This window comes from Marinobacter sp. F4216 (assembly GCF_019931195.1).
In the GTDB taxonomy this organism is placed as follows: domain Bacteria; phylum Pseudomonadota; class Gammaproteobacteria; order Pseudomonadales; family Oleiphilaceae; genus Marinobacter; species Marinobacter suaedae.
Genome location: NZ_JAIOUO010000003.1, coordinates 165,381 through 189,252 on the forward strand (window position 1 = coordinate 165,381; position 23,872 = coordinate 189,252).

Here is a 23,872-nt window from a genome sequence, read left to right on the forward strand (position 1 = left end):
CTAGAAATCACGGGTATAGAAGATATCCAGTGAGGCGGCCAGACCACTGGCCGCCTCAACGTAGAAGTATTTTCCGAGGTCGTAGCGCAACGCCACTGTTGTGATGGGCTCAAATATTCCAACGCCGTACCGAATACTGAGCTCATCCGTCAGGTAACCACTGGCAACCACGGATGTTTCATCACCAGCGCCCTCGGCTTCAAGAGCAAACTGCTCGATGCCCAGCTCTTCACCAATCTTGCCCGTCAGTTCAGCAGTCTGGTTTAACCCCAGAGACAGGGCGGCGGTGCTCATCTGCCCTTCTTCACCCCGGGTTTCCGGCGCCCGCCCCAGAATCAGGTAAGACAGGGCAACCCCCTCGGGCATTTCCGGCACTGAGAACACCTCCGTTGACGGCGACTGGGCGGGTCCGGTCAAGCGAATACCGGCCACCACGGCATCGACGGTTCTGATGGCCTCGATATCCAGATAGGGCTGGGCAATCGCGCCAACGAACAGCACCCGGGCGGTGCGTAGCTCCAGTTCCTGCCCGAACGCTTCGTATCGGCCATCAACAAGGCTCAGGGTCCCACGGGTATCCATGTTATTGCCGATCCGCAGGGTCCCTTCCAGGTTGCCCTCCACGCCGAATGCGACAAACGAGACTTCATCTTCGCCGACCACCACCCGAACATCCATTTCCAGATCCTGGACCAGCGGCTTTTCCTTCTCGACGCCGACAATCACTTCATCCTTGGATACCGATACGGCCTGGGGCGGCAGCCCCTGGATTTCGATGGCGCCACGGGGCACAGCCAGAATCCCGGCCACTTTCAGCCGCCCCTGCCGGAAGTCGATATTGAGATCCGGGGCCAGATCCAGCTGCGCATAGGGTTCCAGATTGACGGCAACCCGTTCACCACGAAGGGTGATATCCACTTCAGGGTCATCACGCCAGTCCAGATCACCCTCAAGGCCCAGGAAGCCGCCACCCCCGGTATCAACTCGACCGTCGAGGCTGGCGCTGTAGCCGTTCAGATCCACCGTTACCTCAATCAACTCCATCAGCAACGGCAGCCGGGAGTCCACCAGACGGCCATCGGCCAGCCGCAACTCTCCATTGACCGCAGGCCGCATCAGTGGCCCCGAGATTCGGCCACCACCCTCGATGACCCCCTTGACTTCTTGCAGGCCAGCCAGCACCCCGGCCAGCTCTACGTCCAGCTTCTCCAGGCTAAACTCGCCTTCGATCGACCGTTCGGATGCACGCGGATCAACGGCGGCATCCAGAGACAATTCACCAATACGCGGACCAGCCAGAGCCAGCTCAACCTCAGCCATTTCGGGTCGGAGATTCAAGGCCACCGAAAACTGGTCATACCGGAACGCTTCCCACTCATCGTCCACCAACAGGCTGACATCTGCCGTGCCGGCATCCACTTCGACACGCCCGGATGGCCCCGCATCGGTCATCGTCAGCTTCAGGTTGGCGTTAAGAAGAGCTTCCCAGCGAATGTTTTCCGGCAACAGGGACGCCAATGCAGTGGTCGGAAAATCAACCAGGCGATAATCCAGCTCCGGAGCTGGCGCGAGGACCTGATCACCGGCGCAGAGCTGGCTTTTCTGCCAGGCCCAGCAGTGGGCGCCAAAGGTCAGGCGGCCTGTTTCCGAGTACGCCAGTGAGGCTGGAGCCTGCAGGGTCCACCGCTGTTTCTGTTTCGGCAGGGCCACAACCCCCTCAGAGAAAAGCCCGTTCCACGCCTTCCAGCTGTCTCCAGCGAAACCACCCGCAAACGTCAGGTCGACGTCCGTCTGAGGGTGGGATGCGGTCACCGCCAGCGTGTGACGGGTTCGGTCACCGTCTATATCGAGTCCGAGGGCGTTGATGGTTTGCCCGGCCGCATCAATCCCACTCGCCCGCACCTGACCATCCAGCCGGAAACCAGCCTGAATACCGGCCTCAATCGCCAGCTGCTCGATCGCGAAGGTATCCCGCCACGCCAATCCATCGGCCTCCAGCGTCACATTCCCCTCCGGCTGCTCGGGTGTGCCGGACAGCCGGATATCGGCGACCAGCTCTCCGGCCAGCCCCTCCAGCAGTTGCCGGGGTTCGGGCAGCTGAACCTGCAGGGCACCTTCCAAGGTTTCGCCCCAGGTACCACTCCCTCTGACCCGATTGGCGCCAACGTCCAGAGCCAGCCCGGACACCTCCCAGCTACCGGACGCGGTATCAATCCCCCCTTTGACGCGGGCAGGCTGATCCTGCCATTGCCCGGACAGATCCCAGTTTGCCCGCAGGTCGGGGATCTGTCCTTCCCGTAACCGGCCATCGGTTGTCAATTGACCACTCAGGCTGGCAGAGAGGGCCGGCACCCAGTAGCCGGGGTTGAAATTATCCAGCGCCAGGGAACCCTCCCACGCCAGCACATCCCTGGTGCGCACCGTCGCCTGACCGTTGAGGGATCCAGCCTCGGTAGACACGTTCAGGTCGGTCAGACGAATGGTCTCCGTATCGCCATCCACTTTCGATGAGACACTGGCATCCCCCTGTGGGCCGGCGATGTCGGCGCTCAGGGCCGCCTGATAGCGCCCGTCGGTCCAGCTGACTGTGCCGTCCAGTTTCTGAACCTCAACCGGAGGTTCGGCCATGTCGGGCAGAAGGGAATACCAGGGAAAGCTCCGAAGGGACAGATCGGCTTCAGCATCCAGTCCGCCCTGCCAGCCGACGCGGCCGTCGACGGCAACCACACCCGGCTCCTCACCCTCCCCGGATTGAAGTACCAGCGAAATCCCGCTCGCCTCCGATGTGGTGACATCCCCTTTCAGGCTGAGCAAGATAGGACCACGGGTGCCCGGCAAGGTGGCCTCACCCCGCGTATCAAACCCTGCCGTCAGACTGCCATCGGCCTCCACAAACCAGTCCTTGAGTGTCAGGGTTTCCGGCAGGGATCCATGAGCCAGAAAGCTCCTGGAATCAATCCGTAACCTGACGGGCAAATCGGGATCCAGCGGCTCCACCTCACCATCGAGTTCGGCGTCCAGATAGCCCTCGCTGTTGCCTGCCAGCCGCAGGTCCCGAACACTCCCGCCCAGATCAACGGCGATACGCCACCGGTCGCCGGCCGGTGGCGGAAGCTCCGCCAGCACACTCAGATCAATTGGCCAGTCCCGACGGGTTTCCAGCCGACCGGACAACGAGACGGAGTAATCCCCCCATTTATAGAACAGCTCGTTCACCTGCCAATCGGCGCCCGCCCCTTCAGCAGTGAGCGTCAACTGGTTCCAGACCGTGGCGTCGTTCAGCAGGAACGGGCCCAGACGCACATCTCCGACACGAACGCCGAAAGGCAAATCGACCTCTGGCAGAACAATGTCCCTGGGTTCTGATACTGGCTTATCTTCCGGGGGGGCCACCTGCACATGGATCTGGTCCGCCACCATGGTATCCAGACACACCTGTTTTCGGATCAGACACGATGGTGACCAATCCAGCTGAGGCGCCGCCAGATCAACCTGTACGCCATGCCCTTGCCAGACCAGACGCTCGGCCTGCCAGAGGCCGAGGACCGAGCCCCGGCCACCGGTCAGTTCCAGGCCGGGTATCTGCTCCAGCACCCAGGCCGTGCCGGCATCGGATCGCAGCGCCAGCAAAACTGCCCCGACCAAGAGCACCGGCAACAAGAGCAGGATCAGCAGAATACAGAGTAGCCAGAACCAGACTGACCGGCGGCCGGAAGGCGATTCATGTTGCTGTTCCGGTTGTTTGCTCACCGCGTTCGCTCCGCTCAAAGCTCTGGACCCATTGAAAAGTGTATACGCCAGTCACCGCCGAACTCACGATCCAGCCCCTTGGCGATGTCCAGCCGCAAAGGTCCCACCGGGCTGATCCACCGAACACCCGCTCCGACACCGGTCGCCAGCGGATCGTTAAAGTCATTGATGGCATTGCCATGGTCAACAAACACGGCGGCGCGCCAGCGGTCGGTAATGCCATACTGGTATTCACCGCTTCCGACCAGCAAGAAACGACCACCCACGGCCACACCGTTTTCGTTCTCTGGTGACAGGGTTTCGTAAGCGTAGCCCCGCACACTCTGGTCGCCACCAGCAAAAAAGCGCAGCGACGGCGGCACATCCGAGAAGTCGTTGGTGGCCACGCCCCCCAACTGGAAACGCCCCACAAACCGATGCCTATCGAATACCGTGTAAAGCCCCTTGGCCAGCATACTCCCGTGCAGGATATCAGCCTTCGACAGCAGCGCCCGATGGGAGCCGGTCACATCGAACTGCAAACGGTAACCTCGGGAGGGATCAAGCGGCGAATCAGCATGGATTTTCGAATAACCGGCACCGGGCAGGAACAGACTACTGGTGCCACTTTCTTCATCACGGATATTAAAGCGCTCCCCTTCCCAGCGAATGGACAACACCTGCAGCCAGCCGTTGTCCAGCTCGTGTTGCCACTGCTGGCCAACGGTAATCAACTCGGATTCCACCCCCTCGATATCCTCCCGCTGATAACCGGCAGTCAGTCGGATGAGATCTGTCATGGGCGGGTCCAGGGGCAGTTCGTAGTAGGCACTCAGGTTCTGCCGTGGTTCCGACAGTTCGGTTTCGGCTCCGCGCCGGTGCCCCATCGGATTGATCCAGTGTTCACGCCAGTTGCCTTTGAAGCGAGGACCAACGTCCGTGGAAAAGCCAATACCCATAGCCACCGATCTCGGCTCCCGGCGAGTAACGGCCACGCTCACCGGAATCATGCCGTTGTCCGCCTGTTCCGGGGGCGCGTCAATCTCAATACCCGTGAAGTAACCGCTGCTGGACAGATCCCGGTTGAGCTGGGCGATCTCGTCCGCGTGATAGGGAATGCCTGGATCGAAGGTCACAAAGTCCTCCAGCAACCCCAGCTCGAACCAGTGTCCCTCCTCGAACGACACCTCCCCCAGCGAATACCGCTCACCGCTCTCGAAAATGAGCGTGATCTCGGCGGTGCCAGCCTCCGGATTCACAGCCAGGCGGCTCTCGGTAAACTGACCGTCGAAGTAGCCACGTTGCCGCGCCCTGAACTCTATGGTGCCTCTCAGTGAGGCGTACTGGCCGTGGTTAAGGACGTCACCTTCAGCGGGCTGTTTCGGCAAGTCCCTGACAAATTCCTCATCGGAGGCGGCGGGACCATTGATTTGAACGGTCCGGGAAACCACACGCACCGGCTCGCCGGGCACCACGGTGATCATCAGGCTGGCGCGCTTTTTATCATCGGTTTCCTCGTCATCTTCTTTCAGCTGCCAGTCGATGTCGGGGTTGTAATACCCAAGTGCACGCAAGGCCCGGGACACTTTTCGAACCGCCGTCGGGGCAAAGCGCCTCAATTCTCGCGGGGTTCGTCCCTTGACCTCACCGAGGAATGCTTCGGCATTGTCCTTCAGCCCTGGAAATTCACCCTCCACCTCGACCCTTACCTGCTGGGCCTGTAGCAATCCTGACAGCAGACAACAAATCACCAGCCCGGCCAGGCGGCGGAAGTAAGAAGTACGAGCGGTGCGAACTGAGAGCATCCTGCTGTGTCCGTGGTGAAAAGCGTAACTGGAATGCCCGCTGCCTTGGGGGGAGCATCCCTTCCCTGAGCGACTGGCCGTCGACGCCAAGTCGCCGCCCTGGATGAAATAATGCTAACCTGTCAGAAGGTTGTAATTCCCTGATGAATAACCGGATTCTGAATGCTGCATATCAATCGACAGAACCTGAAGTCCAGCCACCAGCTCATCTGGTTCATCATCGATTTCGTGATGCTGGGACTGCTGTTCATCAATCTGGCCTTCATCATCTGGGATGCCATCTACAACTTCGTTGCCGTCCAGAACCTTCTCAAAGAATATACTCCCGGCCTGCAGTCTCTGTATCACCCCATTCACGAGAACTTTCTATTTTATGACATGATTTTCGTTTCCCTATTCCTTGGGGAGTTCTTCCTCAGATGGGGATACGCTGTGAAGGCCCGCATCTATGACCGCTGGTATTTCTACCCGTTCATCCACTGGTACGATCTGGTCGGATGTATACCGGTGGGCAGCTTCCGTTTCCTGCGTATTCTGCGGGTGATTTCCATCATATACCGTCTGCACCAGTACAAGATAATAGACGTCACCAGCACCAAGGCTTACAAGTTCGTCAACTTCTACTACGAAGCGTTTATGGAGGAATTGTCTGACCGCATTGTGATCAAAGTCCTCAGCGGGATGCAACAGGAGGTGCGGCGAGGCACCCCCCTGTTTGACCGGATCCGGGAAGACATTCTCTTCCCCCGCCGGGAAATGCTGTCGGACTGGATTTCCGAGCGGATTGCCGAAGCGGCGCGGGAGGGCTACGTTCCCAATCGTGGCGCCTTGAGAACCTATCTGGAAGATCGGGTAGACAACGCCCTCAAACAGAATCACGAACTGTCCCGCCTGAAGTACCTGCCCGTCGTCGGCCCGACGATCCAGGAAACACTGGAAGAGGCCGTGGGCGACATTGTCGCCAATGTCGTGCACCAGGTTCTGGAGGATCTGGCGTCATCCTCCAATCATGCGTTCATTGAAGATATCGTGAATGTCTTTCTCCCCGCTCCGGGCCAAAAAGAAATCTCCGACGCCGACAGCCAGGCCCTGATTAACCTGATCATTGAGATTATCGACGCCATCAAGTCCCAGGTCCGGGTCAAGTACTGGCGTGAAGACCTGCCTTGAAATCGCTCTCTAACTGACAACAAGAAGCCACACGATCCATGGACGACATACACTACCTTCCCGCCCACCGACTGCTGGACAAACTGCAGTCCGGGGAACTCACCAGCGAACGCCTCACTCGCCTGTTTCTGGACCGAATCCAGCAACGCAATCCAGCCATTAATGCTGTGGTGCATCTGGACACCGAACGAGCCCTGAAGGAAGCAGCGGAAGCCGACCGGAAGCGAGCCGCTGGCGAGCCCCTGGGCCCGTTGCACGGTCTGCCACTGACCCTGAAAGACACCTGGGAGGTCGCGGGCCTGATCACAACGGCTGGGGCCCCCGCGCTCAGGGAGTACACGCCACATCAAAATGCGGATGTCGCCCAGCGACTTCAGGATGCGGGCGCGATCATCCTTGGCAAAACCAACGTACCGCTGTTTGCCTCAGACCTTCAGACCTACAACAAGGTGTATGGATTCACCCGCAACCCCTACAACCCGGACCGGACGCCCGGAGGCTCCTCAGGCGGCGGTGCCGCCGCACTCGCCAGCGGACTGACACCACTGGAGGTAGGCAGCGATGTGGGCGGCTCAATTCGCACACCAGCCCATTTTTGCGGCGTGTTCGGCCACAAACCCACCCGGGACATTGTTTCCATGCGGGGGCACATTCCCGGACCTCCCGGCAGCCAGACACGACCGGACCTGGCCGAAGGCGGCCCTATGGCGCGTTGCAGCCAGGACCTGGAACTGCTTCTGAGAGTCGTGGCCGGGCCAAGAGCAAGCGATGGCCGGAGCTGGCGCCTCGACCTGGAGCCGACCAGCCTGTCCAACCTTAGTGAGGCACGAGTCGCCCACTGGTTTGAGGACCCGCTGTGCCCCATCGACACGGAGTTGAAAAGCGGATACCAGCACCTTGCCAGCGAACTCGAACGTCGGGGTGCACTGGTTGCCAAGGCCCAACACCCGCTCCTGAAGCTCGAACACATCACGCCCACCTACTTCAATTTACTGGGTAGCCTGATGTCACCATCGTTCAAACCGGCCCAGCGCCGCCAGATGAAGTGGCTCGGCCACCTGGCTCCCTGGCTCAAGTATCTAGGCCCGGTAACCCACGGCATTGGCGAATATGGTCGTGGAGCAACCCAGCCGGTTCATCAGTGGGCGGTGTGGAATGAAACCCGGGAGAAAATGCGCCACCAGATTGAAGCGCTGTTTGATGAATTCGATGTTCTGTTAACCCCGGTAACCCCGACAGCGGCCATAGCGCACGACCATAGCCAGCCCCTGTTCAAGCGGCGGATCAAAGTAGATGGGCAGGAACGCTCTTATATGGATCAGATGTGCTGGATTGCACTCGCCACACTCCTGGGCCTACCGGCAACCTCCGTGCCCGTAGGACGAACACGGGAGGGGCTACCCTTCAATGTTCAGGTGATCGGCGCACCCGGAAAGGATTTGACCACCCTTCGATTTGGCCAGTTGCTGGAGCAAGAGGGTCTGGCGGGATTCAGCCCGCCAGCGGAGCGCTAGCGAGCGGGCATCACTATTTCGCCGCCCTGTCACGAAGGCACCGCCTGCATTGCACAAAAAAGCCCCGGACTCAGAAAGGCCGGGGCTTTTTTCAGCGCCATCACTCAGTAAGAGACGGCGTATTTGATCAAATCAAGAATTAACGGTCTTGCTCACAGTATCTGAAGGAGCACTCATCAGTCCGTTAACGTCTTCTACCTGAATGGTGAAGTACCAGGTGCCCTCGTCCAGATTCTCAATCACGTAAGACATTTCCGCTTCGGACTGCGCGCCTGTGACAACAACTTGCTGACTCATCGCGTCTTCGTCCTGGCCATAGCGGATCACGTACTTATTGAGCTCTCCCATGGCGATGCTCTCACCATTAACACGGGTCAAAGGCGCACTCCAGCTCAGTACAGCAGTGTTCGCAGCAACCGGTCCACCTGTGTAAGCGCCGTCAGATCCGCCGCTGGAAGCAGATCCAGATGTACCACCGTTACAGCCAGCAAGGCCTGCACCCAGGGTAACCGCTGCAAATCCAACCAAAGCCATTTTCTTGACGCGCTTCATCATATAATCCACCAATCACTCGTCGAAATGTGAAATTGTTCAAAACGAGAGCGATGGTAAACGAACTATTGGCGCGGTCGACTGTTTTATTTTGTCATTTTTACGTCAACATTAGATACAAAACTGGGCAAATATCGGACAAAGCGGGCATTTTTTGAGCAGCAAACCCCCACCTACGCAGTACTACGTAAGGGAAATCCCCGAACAAAAATCGTTCAATCGGGCGTTAAAGGCTCGGAAAGGAATCGTTGACGCCGCTTTCGCAGATAAGCGCCAACTTATTTACACGGTAGATCGAGCAGACACGGATGCGGGCGGTCGAACGTCAGACCGTTTTTTCGAAAGAAGCGAGCGCGCTGTGTAAAGGGAGGCATTCCGGACACCTGGTCGGGATGCTGAAGGAAGGAAAGGAAGGAGACTCCAGTGGAGCCCCTCAACCTTATGAGAATTCAGACCTTAGAAGCGGAATTCCGGCCCAACGCTGAAGACGTTGATATCGCTCTCACCAAACTCGTCTTCGTCCCCGACGTCCAGGTACAGGTCCCAATCAGCCCGGATACGAAGCGACTGCGACACGTCATAGCTCACACCAAGCCCGCCACGCAGAGCGAAGCCGCTGTCGTCGTCAGTGGCTGAAAACGAATCCAGCCCGTCAGTGGCAAACACATCGTAGTCCAATTGCCACAGCACGAGCCCTGCCCTGGTGAACAGTTTGAACGGTCCCGACTGAGGAACGCCGATCCTGAGTGACGTATCGATAAGATGCCCCTGCACGCCCACAGCGAGTGCAATGCCATCGATCACACCAGACGCTTCGACTTCATCCAGATACCGATAGCCCAGCTCAAGGCCAATGACATCGGTCAACTCTGTACCGCCATACGCCCGGAAGGAGACCGCCTCATCATCACAGGTGGCTTCACCTCCACCACAAAAATCCTCGACGGTCGCCTGCCCTAGAGAGAAGCCAAGGTACCCCCTGCCAGGCTGAGCACCGTATGCCTGACCCTGTGCCGCCAGCGCCAGTGAGAACAGTATTACGGTCCTATTCCATTTCATTACTACTTCCTTATATGGGAAAGAATTCGAGAATCGCGCGCTTCCAGGGTCCGTGCCGAGGGAGGGCTCGCCGGAAAATCATAAAAGCTTTCGGCAAGCGGCTCATCCCCGACATTCAGCTTTTGCGTATTTTTTACAAACTTGGCCTGACTGGTCCGGATTAAATGAAGAAGATGTCGCAGGGAGGTTTGTTGGCTAGAAGGGAGGAAAAGCGGGAAAAACGACTTAACGTCAACCAGACACCGAGGGGGTATCCGGTTGACGAAGCATGTTCTTTACTCTTGAGGTGAATACCATATGGGCGACGTGTAAGCCCTTTCCTGCCCGGAGGTTTCAGCACCCTCCGGAATATCCACACCAAACCGCAGGGCATCGTAGACTACCCAGCGGGGTGTCGGAATCTCCAGCACACGGGCGTAGTAGAACGCGGCCTGCCCGCTATCGAAATCGGGGTCAGTCCACACGGTCGCCAGTTCCGAGGCACCAATGGTGTTGGTCCAGTTGGCGTTTTCGAGATCTACCGTATTGCCTACCGGAGGCAGCGCTCCATTGGCATCGGGCTCACGGTCATCCGACCAGGCAACGTTATAGACCTTCTCGTGGGTGTCTCCGTTACTGTCGATCCAAACCTTTACGATCTGGATGCGATCGAGATTTGCGCCGATCGGATCACGAAGCGCGTAGACCATAAATGTGGGTGCGGAATCGCCGGATGCAGCAGGCAGATCGCCTCCCATGGGCACGCCTTTTTCATAGCCCCGGAAAGCGGGCTGCCGGCTGTTCAGGTCCTCGTCTGTGTAGTCCCAGCCACCAAAAAAACGCACCATCATACGGGGACCAGTGGTTCCATAGACTTCCTTGCGCTCCATCGCATCAAAGATGGCCGCCCGGGTATTCTCGGTCGCCCAAACGCCGGCGTAACCGGACGCCACCAAGGCATGCCCTTCATAGGTGCCATTCTTACTTTCGGCGAAAGGATGCTTCATTCGGTCCGGACCTGGCTCAACATTTGTCGCTTTACCAAAGAAGTTCTCTTCTTCTGCCGTGGCAAGTGCTGTGTGACTGTCGGTGGAACCAACCATCCCGAACTTGTAGGGGTTGGTGCCATACTCCTCTTCCAGCTTGAGACCATTTTTCAGAGCTTCCCGGGCGTATTCGTACTGCAGCATGTCGTCGGTTTTGGCTTCCGACAAATCCAGGTTGCCCACGTCCCAGGTTTCATAATCGGCGAATTCATCGTCCGGTGAGAGCAACGGATGCGCCTCGCCGTCACCCTTGATTTGGGTCACCTCATACATTGGCTCCCACTTGGCTCTCAGGCGCGTGTATTCTTGATCAATATTCTTGCCGGTAAACTGCTCTTCCACCGGAAACATGATGCCATTGGACAGGTTGCCGTTATGAGCCAGAGCCAGGACGGAGCCGCCAGTCTTTTCTTCGTAGTTTTCCAGCCAGGCGTAAAGATCCAGCGGGTCGGTCGAACCAATCGGTGCCTGGGTGGTGAAGGGGACGACCTGCCCCGCTTTATCAGCGCCATCCCGGAACAAGACGTTGCGGTGAAGGTTGTTGCCCGCGTCCAGGGACGTCCACTCGAAACCGATGATCGTGGTGAACCGGCCGGGGTCGTTGAACTGCTCCGCCGCATCAACCACTTTCTGCCAGATGGACCGATAGGTTTTTCCGCCGGGCGAATACTCGGCCATCATGTCGGGATTGATCTTGCCCTGGGAGAAAGTAGTAATGAGATCCAGTGCGGCATCGGCCGAGGCCTCGCCACCTTCCTGCAAGCCCTCATACCAGCGCTTGCCCTGATCGAATTTGATCAAGTCAGGCTTGCCGGCGGCCAGGTCATTAAAAAACCCCATACCGTCAGAGTGATCCGCAATCACCAACCAGTCGAGGGGCCTTGCCAGCCGTACCGGCTGACCACTGGAGGAGGTAACCTCGTCGCCCCGGGCAAAGCGGTAGGCATCATCAAGACCCAGGCGCGCACCAAACAGGCCTGCGTCCATGGACAAACCGGTGTGAAGGTGGGTATCGCCCCAGTAGACGTGACTGGGGAAACTGCGCTGGGCATAGGGCGAATAGGCCCTGCCCGGATATTTATCCGACAGCGACTCCTTGGAAGGTTTGAACTGGGCCCAGGCAGAATCGGGGTTGGCCACAAGCGCCGCAAGCAGCAAAGCACAGAGGCCTAACGGGTAAAGAAGAGGCCGTTTCATCACGGTTGTCCTCCGTTTTTGAAGATGGTCGGGAGGGAGACAGTTCGCCCGACGGGGAGCGAGCACCGCCCTCAAAGCATCTCAACGAAGCACGAAATCATCCCGGCGGGAATCGAGCTACAACACTCGTGTCAGATCACTCAGTGCATTTTCCAACAGCCACCTGCGGAAGGCGAACTTCGCGGATCAGAGGTGGCATGTCGAAGACAGACAAATTCAGCATAGATGAGGCGATTACGTTCACAAGGTAGGTCTCCACATGCCGTTCTGTGACGCAACAGCCTGGCCATCCCCTTTTTACGACAGAAACTGAGCGGTTAGCGATCAGTCTCTTCCATGACACGATGATTCAAAGAGTCGACGGGTTACACCAGTTTTGACCTGCGTCAATGACGTCATCTTTGCACTGCGGCTGACACCTCAGATCAAAGACACGCAGCCGTTACGAGAGGACCAGGTCGTATCTGAACGGCACCCGGGATCTGCCCGGAGCCCCCCGGGGAGAGTCAATCCGCGACCCATTTCTCGTGGAGAATCGAAGACAGGAGATTGTCGTTATATTTTGGCCGCGCAAAATGGACATTCAAGGGCATGGACTCTGCCAAGCAGCCTTCGCATCGAGTCTCTTTGGACTTTCGTTGCGTGCCGACTAATCTTCAGCTAACGGCATTAACCTCTTAACCACTGACTGGATCCCCTCACGGAGGAGAGACCCATGCCATCTCATGTAAAGCGCCGCCATAAAGTATCACCCGGTCTACTCGTTTCAACGTCATTCGGTGCAGCCCTGCTTACAGGTTCCTTGGGGTTCGCCCAGGAACTGCCTTCTCCGCACTCAATGGGGTCGGGGGACGTGGAGTATTCCCCGTACCTGCGAGAGGACTTCCCTAACCAGGTTTTCTTCGGCGATACCCATCTTCACACGGCTTTTTCGGCCGATGCTGGGCTTGCGATGGCAACCACCACGCCCGATGACGCCTATCGTTTCGCCAAAGGGGAGGAGGTTATTTCGTCCCAGGGCATTCCTGCCCGGCTACAGCGACCGCTCGACTTCCTCGTTGTCGCTGATCATTCTGAAAATCTCGGGATCGCCATTGCACTCGAAGAAGAGAATCCGATCCTCGACTCCAATGAGTGGGGGCGAACTCTGGCGGAAACCTACGCGCCCAAGACAATCGATGCGCGCAATGAAACGTATGTCCAGTGGTTTGGGGCCGTGAACACCGCCGGCGGCTCTGACCCGATGAAAGGCAGCGGTCTCGACGAAACCATGTGGAAGCGTATTACCAAAGCGGCCGAACGCCACAACGAGCCGGGTAGCTTTACCGCGTTCATCGGCTACGAATGGACGTCCGGCCCGAACGGCAACAACCTACACCGGAATGTGATCTTCCGGGACGGCAAGGAACTGGCCGACCAGATTGTGCCTTTCTCAACCTATGATAGCGACGACCCCGAAGACCTCTGGCAGTGGATGGCAGACTACGAAGAGAAGACCGGTGGCCGCTTGTTGGCAATCCCGCACAACGGCAATCTGTCCAACGGGCTCATGTTTGATGACGTCACGTTATCCGGGGAGCCCCTGACGGCTGACTATGCCGAGCGCCGTCAGAGGTGGGAGCCGATCTACGAGGTCACACAGATCAAGGGCGATGGTGAGGCGCACCCGATGCTTTCGCCCAATGACGAGTTCGCGGACTACTACACCTGGGACAAGGGAAGTTTTGGGGAAGAACCGAAAACAGAAGACATGCTGCCTCGTGAATACGCGCGCTCTGCCTGGAAGCGCGGCATGGCCTATGAGGCTGAGTTAGGTGTGAATCCATTCAAGATGGGTGTTGTGGGCTCAACCGACTCGCACACGGGCCTTTCCACCGCTCAGGAAAATAACTTCTTTGGCAAGGTAACGCTTGTCGAGCCCACCGCTGATCCAATCCGTTTTGAAGAACAGATTACCGGCCGCTTTACTCCAGATGACCCTTCTGATGATCAGATTGTGGGTGATGGTCTGGCTGCCGGAATCGCGGCTGTCTGGGCCCGCGAAAACACCCGCGAAGCAATTTGGGATGCCATGAAACGCAAAGAGACATTTGCAACCACTGGCACGCGGATGCGGGTAAGAGTTTTTGCTGGCTGGGACTTTGAGGAGAGCGACCTTCAGCGCTCGAATTTTGCGGCCTATGGGTATGATAACGGTGTGCCTATGGGGGGCGACCTTACCGCCGCCCCTGATAGTGGTGCGCCAACATTGTTGGTTCGGGCCCTACGTGACCCTGATGGAGCCAATCTCGATCGAGTTCAAATCATCAAGGGATGGACAACAGCAGACGGAGAGCCAAAGGAAAAAGTGTACGATGTCGCCTGGTCTGACGATCGACAGCCGGGAGCGGATGGCAAACTGCCTCCTGTCGGTAACACGGTAGACGTTGAAAAGGCTGAATATAGCAACTCGATTGGAGATCCGTTTCTCCAAGCCTTCTGGAAAGATCCGGATTTTGATGCCTCTCAACGAGCCTTCTATTACGTCCGTGTTCTGGAAATTCCGACACCAAGCTGGTTGACATACGACAGTGCCTTTTTCGGTGTGGAAATCCCTGAAGGTAAGCGTAAAACACAGCAGGAGCGGGCTTACACGTCGCCGATCTGGTACACGCCCCAAGGCTAAGGTGCCCAGTCTCAGGGAAGCCTGAAGCTTTCCCATTACTTCGCAGGCGCGCTAGGCCCGGGTCGTATCTGAACGTCGCCGGGCATCTGCCCGGAGACCAATCCCCGTTGAGAGTCAATCCACGCCCCATTCTTCGGGGAGAGTGGAAACGACAAGGAACACAAAACATGCTCGGTTAGCACGATCCACAGGGTCACGAAAAACGTTAGCAGAGTTCGCTGTATAGGCGAACTGGCATGTTTGCGATGAACAGCTACGGATATCAGCACGGCCGCATCGGGAAATGCGGCCGTACTTTTATTCGATGTATCCCTCCAGCTCCTCAAGGGCACCTTTCAGTCCGACGGCAAGCTTTTGAACATGAGGTACGCGATCCCTGCAGGCCACTAATCCGAAATTCAGAAAATCACCCTGACTGGTGCAGGTAAAGTTCAGCGGAATGCCAGGCATAATCAGACTTACAGGATAGACATGCTGCAGCTTGGCACCGTCGAGGTACCTTGACTCCCTTTGCCCGGGCACATTGGACACGGTGGTGTTGAACAGCTGCTTGCCCGAGCCACTGCCACCCAGTATCAGCGAGGAAAGAAACGGCCCGGTCGAGAACAGCGAATAGGGAGTAAGGGCTCCAGGGGGCAGTCCCTGAAGCTGTGCCTTGGCCGCCCGCGTCGAGCGTTTGACATACTCCAGCCGCAGGGCCGGATCCGCGATGTTCGTGCCCAGGCTGCCAAAAATCAGGCTGACCTGGTTACCGATAGTGGTGTCTCCCGGTTTGCGGGTTGAAACCGGCACAGCGGCCGTCAACGACTCTTCGGGCAAGGCATTGGCCTCCACCAGGTAATCCCTCAGAGCGCCTCCAACCATCGTCATGACAACGTCATTGATCGTCGCCTCCGACGCTCTGGCGATTCTTTTCAGTCTTTCCAGTTCAACGTGCTGGGTGGCAACCCTGCGATGCGGCCCGATCGGGCCATTCAACACCGTATCGGGCGTAGACCGGAACGTCACCAGATCATCGTCTTTGCGCCGGAGTTTAAACGATGCCTTGAACGCGGCCTTCAAATCCTGAAAGGACGGAAGTGCGTTGTCGGACGGCGCTTGATCGACTGGAGTTGCGGATCCCGTCGATTCCGGCGAGCAGGCCCAAAGCGGTGTGCTGAGAGTCTCCAGCTCCGTGGGCAGACTTCCGATAACCAGTCGCGTCCCGCTGATTCCGTCGACAAGGGCATGGTGAATCTTCACGTAAAGCGCAAACCGTCCATTGGCCAGACCCTCGATAAAATGGCACTCCCAAAGAGGCTTATCCAGATCCATCGCGTGCTCATGAATCCAGGCAATCACCTGCCCTAGCTGTTTTTCGTCACCAGGCAGAGGCAGAGACCACTGCCGGAGGTGGTACTCAAGATCAACATCATAGATCTCTCGGGTTTCGGGCCTGAGCTGCCGGCGAGTGGGTCGTGTCAGCAGCTGATTCCACGGATACACAATCCGTGTTTCTGCGCGCCACCGCTGCACGATGTCGTTCACAAAGGTCTTTCGACCCGAGTCATCCAGCGAGGGCGGGTAGGAAAACGTCAACAGCGCAGCCACGTGCATTGGCATGTTCTTGCCTTCCAGCTGCAGGGAAGCCGCATCAATCAATGGCATTTTTCTCAGCGTCATACAGCCTCCGGAATATTATTGCCATCCTCAGCAGGCTTCCCCGGATCGGATAACCCGAGCCGCTGTTCCAGTTCACGCAAGGCTTCCTGCATGTCCGTGGCCAGTTTCTGCATGCGCGGCACTGTGTCCCTACAGGCTGTGATGCCCAGATTCAGCGTTCCCGCATGGCTGTAGAAGGTGAAACTCACCGCCATACCGGGGAACACGATGTTGGCGGGATAGCAGTTCACCAATCGCGCGCCCCTGAGGTATTTCTCTTTCGTGCCCCCCGGCACATTGGACACAACCGCATTGAACATGGGAGATGTATTGCCTGAAACACCGGCCACCATCCGGATAACAGAGGGCAACATGCTGACCAGCGAATAAGGGGTCCGCATTTCTTGGGGCAGGCCCAGTACCTGCTGTTTGGCGACGTCCGTCGAGTCGTGAATTTTCTGCAACCGTACCAGTGGGTCGGCAATGTTGGTCCCGAGAATGCTATAGATCATGCCAACCGAATTTCCGAAGCTCTGATCGCCCTTTTCCCGGAGAGACATCGGGATTGCAGCCGTCAGGCTGCTTCCCGGCAGAGCCGTGATGCCTTGCAGGTACTGACGCAGGGTACCGCCGACAAGACATAACACGACATCATTCAGACTCACCCCGGCGGTTTTCGCGACCGCCTTCATGCGATGCATTTCGAAGCTCTGGGTCGCAAATCGACGTTGGGCACCGATCGGCCCATTCAGAGGTGTCCAGGGTGCTGAACGAAACGTTGTGAGACTCTCGTCCCGGCTGAACAATCGAAATACATTGCGCGCCGTCCGCAACATGGCCTGCGTTGTCGGCACGCAGAAAGGCCCCATCTGGAACGGTTTTTCAGGCGCAGGATGGATCCAGAATGGCGCGGTCGTTTTATCGTTCATGGCATCGGACAGACCATTCATCAAAAGGATATTGGCGCTGATCCCATCTACAATGGCATGGTGAAACTTCATGTAAATCGCGAACTTGTTATCTGCCAGTCCTTCAATGATCACGCATTCCCAGAGCAGCTTGCGAAGGTCCATCGGCTGGCTGTGCAACCTGGCCACCAGCTGCCCTAGTTCCCGCTGCCCTCCGGGCTTGGGAAGAAACAGATGACGCACATGGTACTCGAGGTCCGGGTCGTGGCAGGTTTTCAACCTGGGAGCCAGCTGCCACCGGGACGGCGACACCAGTTTCTGGTTCCAGGGAGACTCAATTCGGGTCTCTTTTTTCCAGTCCGCTACCAGCTTGCTAACAAAATCCGGGGACGCTTTCGGTGGCAATTCGAAAATCATCAGGCCCGCAACATGCATCGGTGCATTCGGGTTTTCCAGCTGCACAAACGCTGCATCCGTTGGAGTCATTTTTGTGTGGTTTGTCATCGTGCTCTCTCTCGGTATCCGTTCTTGTCGTCAAGTTGTTCCTGAATGAAAACCCCAATTTGCTCGCGCGCGACAGACGCCTCGGGTAACCAATCTTCCAGCAAAGGAAAGGCATGAGGGAGATCCGGCCACAGCGCCAGCTCTGTCGTCACACCCGCAACTCCAAGCCGGTGGGCGAAGTGCAAGCTATCGTCCCGCAGGATTTCCGCGTCACTGGCGACAATCAGAGTCGGCGGAAAGTCGTTAAATACTCCGAAGAGCGGGGATACTTCCGGATCGTTGGCATCGGTACCCTGTAGGTACCAATCCACAGCATGGGACAGGGAAACGAGGGGCAACATCGCGTCACCGCTGGCATTGTCTGAGCGGGATGGGGCACCGTGCAGGCGCGCAAGATCCAGCGCGGGCGACAGTGTGACCGCACACCCGGGCATCGGCAGACCGCTCCGCCGGATTCGATGGAGCAACGCCACTAAAAGATTGCCGCCTGCAGATTCGCCGCCCAGCACGATCGACGCGGGCGGGACGCCAGAATCCAGCAGCAGGCGGTAGGCTGCCTCGCAATCATCCAGGCCTGCGGGATAGGGATGGGCTGGCGCCAGCCGATAGTCCGGCAGGAACGCACTGGCCGACAATCCATCACACAGGCGCTCGACAAAGGTGAAATGAGCGTCGGGCATAGCCGGCAGGACAAACGCCCCTCCGTGCAGCCACAGAATCACCGGGTGACCCGATTCCGAGAAAGGGTCACCGAACCTGTGCCCCGCTGCCACCCGACCGTCGCTCTCGTAGTAGCCAAAGGCAAACCGCTCCCTCTGTGCATTGTTTTTCCAACGTCCAGCTGTTCTGACCTGAGCCCACGTAACACGGCGACGTTTACCCCGCAACAGAAACGCCATCAGGGGCCTTATCAGCCAGCGCATAGCAAACAGCCGACAGCGTGTCCGGAGGGACAAATCAAGAGTGGAAACGGAAAACCGGGTCGAATACGGGATCGAGTTCATAGACACCAATCCATTGGTTGAGGACCGACTATCACTATGCGCCAGTCATCTCCCGTGACCTTGTCACTTTCCGTCACAGACTTGTTTTTTAGCGCCATGAAGTAGTGGCGCCCAGAAACAACAAATTGGCGCATAAAGTTAATTGAGAAAAAAGCACTCCGGCCATGATGCGAAAAGCACAATTAAGTGGGGAGCCAACATGCACCGTTCAACCGGCCGGAAAGGACAAAAACCAGAATGCCTCTTGGCTTCGGACCCTAAATAAGGCTCGCCGAAGGCATGAAACGATCCGATGAATGGTTCCGGGAAACCGGAGAACTTGCTTAAAGACAACGATCAACCCTGGGGGGGCCATGCTGCCCCCCCCAAAATCCCAGCAAAACAACCACAACACGGAGTTCACCAATGCGAAGTGCCATTGTCGAAGAAAACACCCTTACGGTTGCCGACTTGCCCACCCCGAAGCCCCGGGAAAACGAGCTGTTGATTAAATCCCTTGTCTGCGGAATCTGCGGCTCGGACCTTCACTGCCTGCACCACTCCCACGAACTGGTCGAGAGCTCCCGACAGGTGGTCGGTAGCTCCATCCTCGATCCCGATCAACCGATCTTGATGGGGCATGAGTTTGTCGGTGAGGTCCTGGAAAGCCGCATGCCGGACTCTCCGTTCAAGGAAGGCGACAAGGTCGTATCCCTCCCCTTCCTGATGCGGGAAGAAGGTATGAAGTTGGTTGGATTCGGCACGCCGGAGGTTCCGGGCGGGTTTTCTCAGCAATTACTCGTGGATGGCCGGCTTTCAATGAAAGTACCCAACGGCCTCGATGCGGAGACGGCATCACTGACCGAACCCATGGCCGTGGCCTTGCACGCGGTCAACCGGGCCGAGCCCAACCGCAACCACGTACCACTGGTCATCGGTTGTGGGCCTATCGGTCTGGCCGTGATTGCGGTCCTCAAGATGATGAACATCGGCCCCATCGTCGCCTCCGATTTCTCCAAGGCCCGGCGTGATCTGGCGATCAGAATGGGTGCTGACATTGTGGTCAACCCAGCCGATCACTCACCCTACGAAAGCTGGAAAGAAGCAGCTCAAACCGCCAATGCTGAAGAAGCTGGTCCGTCTTCGCCGTTACTCGGAGGTGACGACCTCAAGCCCTCCCTGATTTTTGAATGTGTTGGGGTACCAGGCCTGATTCAGAACGTCTTCGCGGGTGCGCCCTTTGGAGCGCGCATTGTGGTGGTCGGCCTGTGCATGGAAAAAGACAGCATTGTCCCGGCTTTTCCGATCATGAAAGAACTGGATATTCGCTTTGTCAGTTTCTACACCCCCGAGGAATTCGGCGCCACCCTGCACCATCTTGCCAACGGCGAGCTCGAGGCCAGCCCTCTCATCTCCGACACGGTCAGCCTGGACGACATAGGTTCTGCGTTCGAAAGGCTGAGCAAACCGGAAAAGGACGTCAAGATTCTGGTGAAACCGTCGGAATAATCTCCGCTGAGAACCCTGGCCCGACAGAGAAAGACAAGCTGCAGTCGTAAAATGCAAAAAGGGACGGCAGCTTACCCCCTACACTGATCGTCTTCCTTTTGGTTCATTGCCCTTTTCAGCCACCGCCCCGGTGGCTTTTTTCGATATCAAAACTCGCGACATGAGAGGCCGGACCTCCCCACCCGAAAGCTGAATGGAGAGAACCGGTTTTACTGTGCGTCAGAGGGCAATCGAGCTGGTCTGAGCCGATTCGGCGATCTTTTTGACGCGACCAAGCTTTGCCCGGACAGAACACCGGATTGCCAGCGCAACCAACGCGCGAATGAGAGGAACAGGGGCTGAGAGGACAGCCTGCCAGCTGACTCGAACGGTCTCGCCCTGAGAGTCCAGACGAATCACAGCGGAGTAACCGGGCGCGAAGGGACGCCGGAGCCGGTAGTGCAGGTAATGCCCGGATTCCCTGGCAACAACGTGGGCGCTTTCGGACGCCTCTTCGACGCCATTCTCGCTGCCCACCAGCAATCCTTTTGGCAACACTTCGGCAAGCGCTTTCCAGACAGCGGGGACATCCGCCCCGACACTGATGCTCTCTTCGGCCACCGCTTCACTGGGCAGAAACCCAGTTAACGGGTAGGCGAACGTCCGCGGGTAAAGCAACTCAATGCTGTTGCCCATCGGGTCATTGACGTACATCACTTTGAAAATACCCGCCTCCAGCGCTTTTCCGTTGGCACGGAATCCGGACTGAAGGGCTTTGTTGAACACGCCGTCCCACTCAGCTCGGGAGGCAGTGTTGATGGCGAAGTTCATCAGGCCGTGCTGATACAGGGGCGGACGCTCACCACCGGGAAACGCCTCACGGGTCTCGCAGATTTCCATCACAAGCCCACCGCCCTGCAGGTAACTCGGGAATGACAGCCCGTCGAGCCCAAGCGATTGCCGATCGGTGAGCCATTTAGGCATCGTACGCGGCTCCAGCCCCAACGCATCTTCCCAGGAACGCAGCACACTGTCAGCGCCATGCGTGTTGAGGCGAATGAGCCGAACCACGGAGCGTCTGGCCCGACAGGTCCACTCTGCTTCGGGAAGCGGATCACGCTCGTAGACCTCCAGCGAATTCCCCTCGGGATCTGTACAGTAGGCAATTCTCTGGCCGTTCTCTCCGTCAATTCGCTCTAATCTGCCATCGTCAGACAGCGCATCAAGACAGGCCTGGAACTGCCATGTGAAAATACCAAGCCGGTTGTAGCCCGGCATCGCAGCTTTCCCGGGTTCTGGCCGGGGCAGCCTCTGCGGTGACCGGAAATCGAAGAACTCCAGCTGGAACTTCGACTCATTACCGTCCAGCGACCAGTAACACCGGGTATTCACGTCCTCGATGCCCATCACCCGGGTCGACAGCTTACCAGCGTATATGGTTCGCCCGGAGGGCAGAAAACCGAACAGCCTCGAATACCAGGCTCTCAGAGCGTTCGCATCCTCACAGACGAACGCAATCTGACTGTAATATGTGCTCATGATGCACTCCCTGCTTACTTCAAGAAGATCGGGTCTCGCTTATTCAGATTGATACTGTCCGCGGAGTCTTGCTCAGAAAATTTCCCACGTTTAACCCGAGCGAGTGCCCATCCGGGGGGGTAACCTGTCAATTCGGTGATCAGGCTACCCCGGTGAAAGGGATTACTTCAGATTACGGACTCTGGCGTTGTGGTCCGGCTGGGGAGGCGTGATGTAATTGGCCGGCTCGAGGCCACGCTCTTTGATGAGGTTATCCAGCATGACCATGATCTCGCTGGCATCGAGAATACCAACGTAGTTGCCATTATCATCGAAGTTGATGTTGGCACCATGAACCACCATCAGGGTCTCGGTGGGCTTGGTGTTGGTTTCTGGCGTCATGAACTGGTGGATGGAACCGCCTGGCTCGTAAAGGTAACAGCCATCCGTCTGCGGATCGTTGGGGTACTCGACATACTCCCAGTGCCCGGAGATGGTGAACATGTGAACAGCGCCGGTGTGGAAATGGCGCGGCAGAATAACGCCGGGATGGAACCACACTTTCAGCACCCAGACCCCATTATGCGGATCCAGGAACAGGGGCTGGACATCGATTCCAGGCACGCCAGGCATGGCATCTTTGTACACGGGCTGGTTGTTGGAATTGATGTAAAGGAGTTCATGGTGTTCAAACACCTGGTTTGGCGTAGTCATGTGAACCTCTCTTGTAGATTGTTTTGGAACAGGTCCTCGGGACCATCCCTAATCTTCAGTCCATCCGACACGCCTAACCTGCCTTAAGGCGCCTTTGTTTTGTGTTTTCGCGCCATACGAACAATACTGATGTGAGGATGCCCTGTTGCGTCCGGGCTCTTGACCATGCCTCTCGAAACCCGCTAGGTTTAGCGCCCAATAACAGTTACAACAAACAATGAAAACAGATCATGACTACATCTGAGCTTGTCAGAGCTTCGTCGCTTGCCCGATTCGACGAGTACTGCGAGAAATACGGCCTTGACCATCAACGCATGCTGCACCAAGCAGGCTTGCCCATGGACCTGCTGGATTACCCGGAAAGTTTCATTTCCTACTCCCGGTTTGCCACCCTGCTGGCCAATTGCGCCGGCGAATCCAAATACCCGCTGTTTGCCCTGAAGTACGGAATTTTCCAGGGCACCGATGTGTTTGGCCGCTTGCTTTACCTGTTCAAAAACGCCGAGACCGTTGGCGATTCAATCCACGAGCTCACGAATTACTTTCATCTTCATGAGAGCAGCGGGAGGCTGTCGACCGCCGTGGAGGGCCATGCAGCCATTTTGAGCTATGAGCCCGCTCTGAGGGAGGGAATCCCTGGCCGGCACGCCGCAGAACTGGCCGTCGGGATCGGCAAGGCGCTACTGACCATGCTTCTGGGCGCAAAATGGAATCCCACGGGTGTGCACCTGCGCAGCGGCCCGGGCGACACCCCGGATCACTACAAACGGATCCTTGGCGTGGCGCCTCAATTCAACAGCGTTAGCAACAGCTGGGTATTTGACGCCAAGCTCCTGGATACGCCACTGAGTGATTCGGACCCGGCATTGCACGCGCTGATGCGTGAGCACCTGGAGGAAATGGATGACCTGTCACCCAGGGAACTGCCCGAGTATGTCCGGTATCTGGTCAAGAACTTTTTGCCCAGCGGGCGCGCCAACATTAGCCAAATTTCGAGCTACATGATGCTCAGCTCCCGCACCTTGCAGCGTTACCTCAGCGAGGAGAGAACTTCCTTCCAGAAGCTGCTGGACGAGACTCGTCAGAGCATGGCCCAGCGCTATCTCCACGAATCCAGCATCAGTCTCACACAGCTCGCCGGCATTCTCGGTTATTCGGATCTGGCAGCGTTTTCCAGGGCATTCCAACGCTGGTATGGCGTCAGTCCGCGCCATTGGCGAAAAGAACGGGGTATCCGCTCAACCACCAGGCTGTCGGCCAGACGGACCCACCCCCCCAGCTGGCTGAAGTAATCACGGTCACCTCCCAACGGTACTCCCGACGCCATAGTTCCAAGATAACCTTCAGGCTTCCGAAGTCGTCCAGAGGCGCCGACGGGGCTGTGCCATCATCTTTTATTC

At 57.5% G+C, this 23,872-nt stretch carries 15 protein-coding genes; 5 read left to right on the forward strand and 10 right to left on the reverse strand.

The features are described 5' to 3' along the window. A complete protein-coding gene (locus K8I84_RS06240; protein ID WP_223793881.1) occupies positions 1-3,750 on the reverse strand; it encodes a translocation/assembly module TamB domain-containing protein in 3,750 nt (1,249 codons plus the stop codon). 14 nt (positions 3,751-3,764) lie between these two features. Then, the gene (locus K8I84_RS06245) at positions 3,765-5,534 is read right to left on the reverse strand and encodes an autotransporter assembly complex protein TamA (protein WP_223793882.1); all 1,770 of its coding nucleotides are present in this window, start codon (positions 5,532-5,534) and stop codon (positions 3,765-3,767) included. Between the two features lie 162 nt (positions 5,535-5,696). Between K8I84_RS06245 and K8I84_RS06250 the strand changes: the two genes are divergently transcribed. Together K8I84_RS06250 and K8I84_RS06255 are read left to right on the forward strand one after the other, a co-directional pair. Then, positions 5,697-6,704, forward strand: coding sequence for a hypothetical protein (locus tag K8I84_RS06250; protein ID WP_223793883.1), 1,008 nt, complete (start codon positions 5,697-5,699; stop codon positions 6,702-6,704). 38 nt (positions 6,705-6,742) lie between these two features. Then, positions 6,743-8,218 (forward strand): amidase, encoded by a 1,476-nt coding sequence (locus tag K8I84_RS06255; protein ID WP_223793884.1) that lies wholly within the window; start codon positions 6,743-6,745, stop codon positions 8,216-8,218. A 132-nt stretch (positions 8,219-8,350) separates the two neighbouring features. Here K8I84_RS06255 and K8I84_RS06260 read toward each other — a convergent pair whose 3' ends face one another. The 3 genes from K8I84_RS06260 to K8I84_RS06270 all read right to left on the reverse strand — a co-directional run bounded on the left by K8I84_RS06260 (position 8,351) and on the right by K8I84_RS06270 (position 12,051). Continuing rightward, positions 8,351-8,773 (reverse strand): fibronectin type III domain-containing protein, encoded by a 423-nt coding sequence (locus tag K8I84_RS06260; protein WP_223793885.1) that lies wholly within the window; start codon positions 8,771-8,773, stop codon positions 8,351-8,353. Between the two features lie 453 nt (positions 8,774-9,226). Continuing rightward, positions 9,227-9,829 (reverse strand): outer membrane beta-barrel protein, encoded by a 603-nt coding sequence (locus tag K8I84_RS06265; protein WP_223793886.1) that lies wholly within the window; start codon positions 9,827-9,829, stop codon positions 9,227-9,229. 275 nt (positions 9,830-10,104) lie between these two features. After that, complete coding sequence (locus tag K8I84_RS06270) at positions 10,105-12,051, reverse strand: DUF3604 domain-containing protein (RefSeq protein ID WP_223793887.1); 1,947 nt, start codon at positions 12,049-12,051, stop codon at positions 10,105-10,107. An 853-nt stretch (positions 12,052-12,904) separates the two neighbouring features. Here K8I84_RS06270 and K8I84_RS06275 point away from each other — a divergent pair. After that, complete coding sequence (locus tag K8I84_RS06275) at positions 12,905-14,716, forward strand: DUF3604 domain-containing protein (RefSeq protein WP_223793888.1); 1,812 nt, start codon at positions 12,905-12,907, stop codon at positions 14,714-14,716. A gap of 297 nt (positions 14,717-15,013) precedes the next feature. On the opposite strand, the gene K8I84_RS06280 is transcribed toward K8I84_RS06275, so the two are convergent. From K8I84_RS06280 to K8I84_RS06290, 3 genes are read right to left on the reverse strand one after another with little or no spacing between them, the layout of a single operon-like run. Continuing rightward, positions 15,014-16,378 carry a wax ester/triacylglycerol synthase family O-acyltransferase gene (locus tag K8I84_RS06280; protein WP_223793889.1) on the reverse strand — a complete coding sequence of 455 codons (1,365 nt, stop codon included), beginning with the start codon at positions 16,376-16,378 and terminating at the stop codon, positions 15,014-15,016. Further along, complete coding sequence (locus tag K8I84_RS06285) at positions 16,375-17,769, reverse strand: wax ester/triacylglycerol synthase family O-acyltransferase (protein WP_223793890.1); 1,395 nt, start codon at positions 17,767-17,769, stop codon at positions 16,375-16,377. The genes K8I84_RS06280 and K8I84_RS06285 overlap by 4 nt, the downstream gene beginning before the upstream one ends. After that, positions 17,766-18,773: an alpha/beta hydrolase gene (locus tag K8I84_RS06290; protein ID WP_223793891.1), complete on the reverse strand. Its 1,008-nt coding sequence runs from the start codon at positions 18,771-18,773 to the stop codon at positions 17,766-17,768. Before K8I84_RS06290 ends, K8I84_RS06285 begins: the two co-directional genes overlap by 4 nt. A gap of 405 nt (positions 18,774-19,178) precedes the next feature. Between K8I84_RS06290 and K8I84_RS06295 the strand changes: the two genes are divergently transcribed. Beyond that, positions 19,179-20,261 carry a zinc-binding dehydrogenase gene (locus K8I84_RS06295; RefSeq protein ID WP_223793892.1) on the forward strand — a complete coding sequence of 361 codons (1,083 nt, stop codon included), beginning with the start codon at positions 19,179-19,181 and terminating at the stop codon, positions 20,259-20,261. A 219-nt stretch (positions 20,262-20,480) separates the two neighbouring features. Here the strand turns inward: K8I84_RS06295 and K8I84_RS06300 are convergent, their stop codons facing one another. Both K8I84_RS06300 and K8I84_RS06305 read right to left on the reverse strand, forming a co-directional pair. After that, a complete protein-coding gene (locus K8I84_RS06300; protein WP_223793893.1) occupies positions 20,481-21,779 on the reverse strand; it encodes a hypothetical protein in 1,299 nt (432 codons plus the stop codon). A 162-nt stretch (positions 21,780-21,941) separates the two neighbouring features. Further along, the gene (locus K8I84_RS06305) at positions 21,942-22,472 is read right to left on the reverse strand and encodes a 2,4'-dihydroxyacetophenone dioxygenase family protein (protein WP_223793894.1); all 531 of its coding nucleotides are present in this window, start codon (positions 22,470-22,472) and stop codon (positions 21,942-21,944) included. 230 nt (positions 22,473-22,702) lie between these two features. Here K8I84_RS06305 and K8I84_RS06310 point away from each other — a divergent pair, with 230 nt between their 5' ends. Continuing rightward, complete coding sequence (locus K8I84_RS06310) at positions 22,703-23,764, forward strand: AraC family transcriptional regulator (protein WP_223793895.1); 1,062 nt, start codon at positions 22,703-22,705, stop codon at positions 23,762-23,764. The last annotated feature ends 108 nt before the right edge of the window (positions 23,765-23,872 follow it).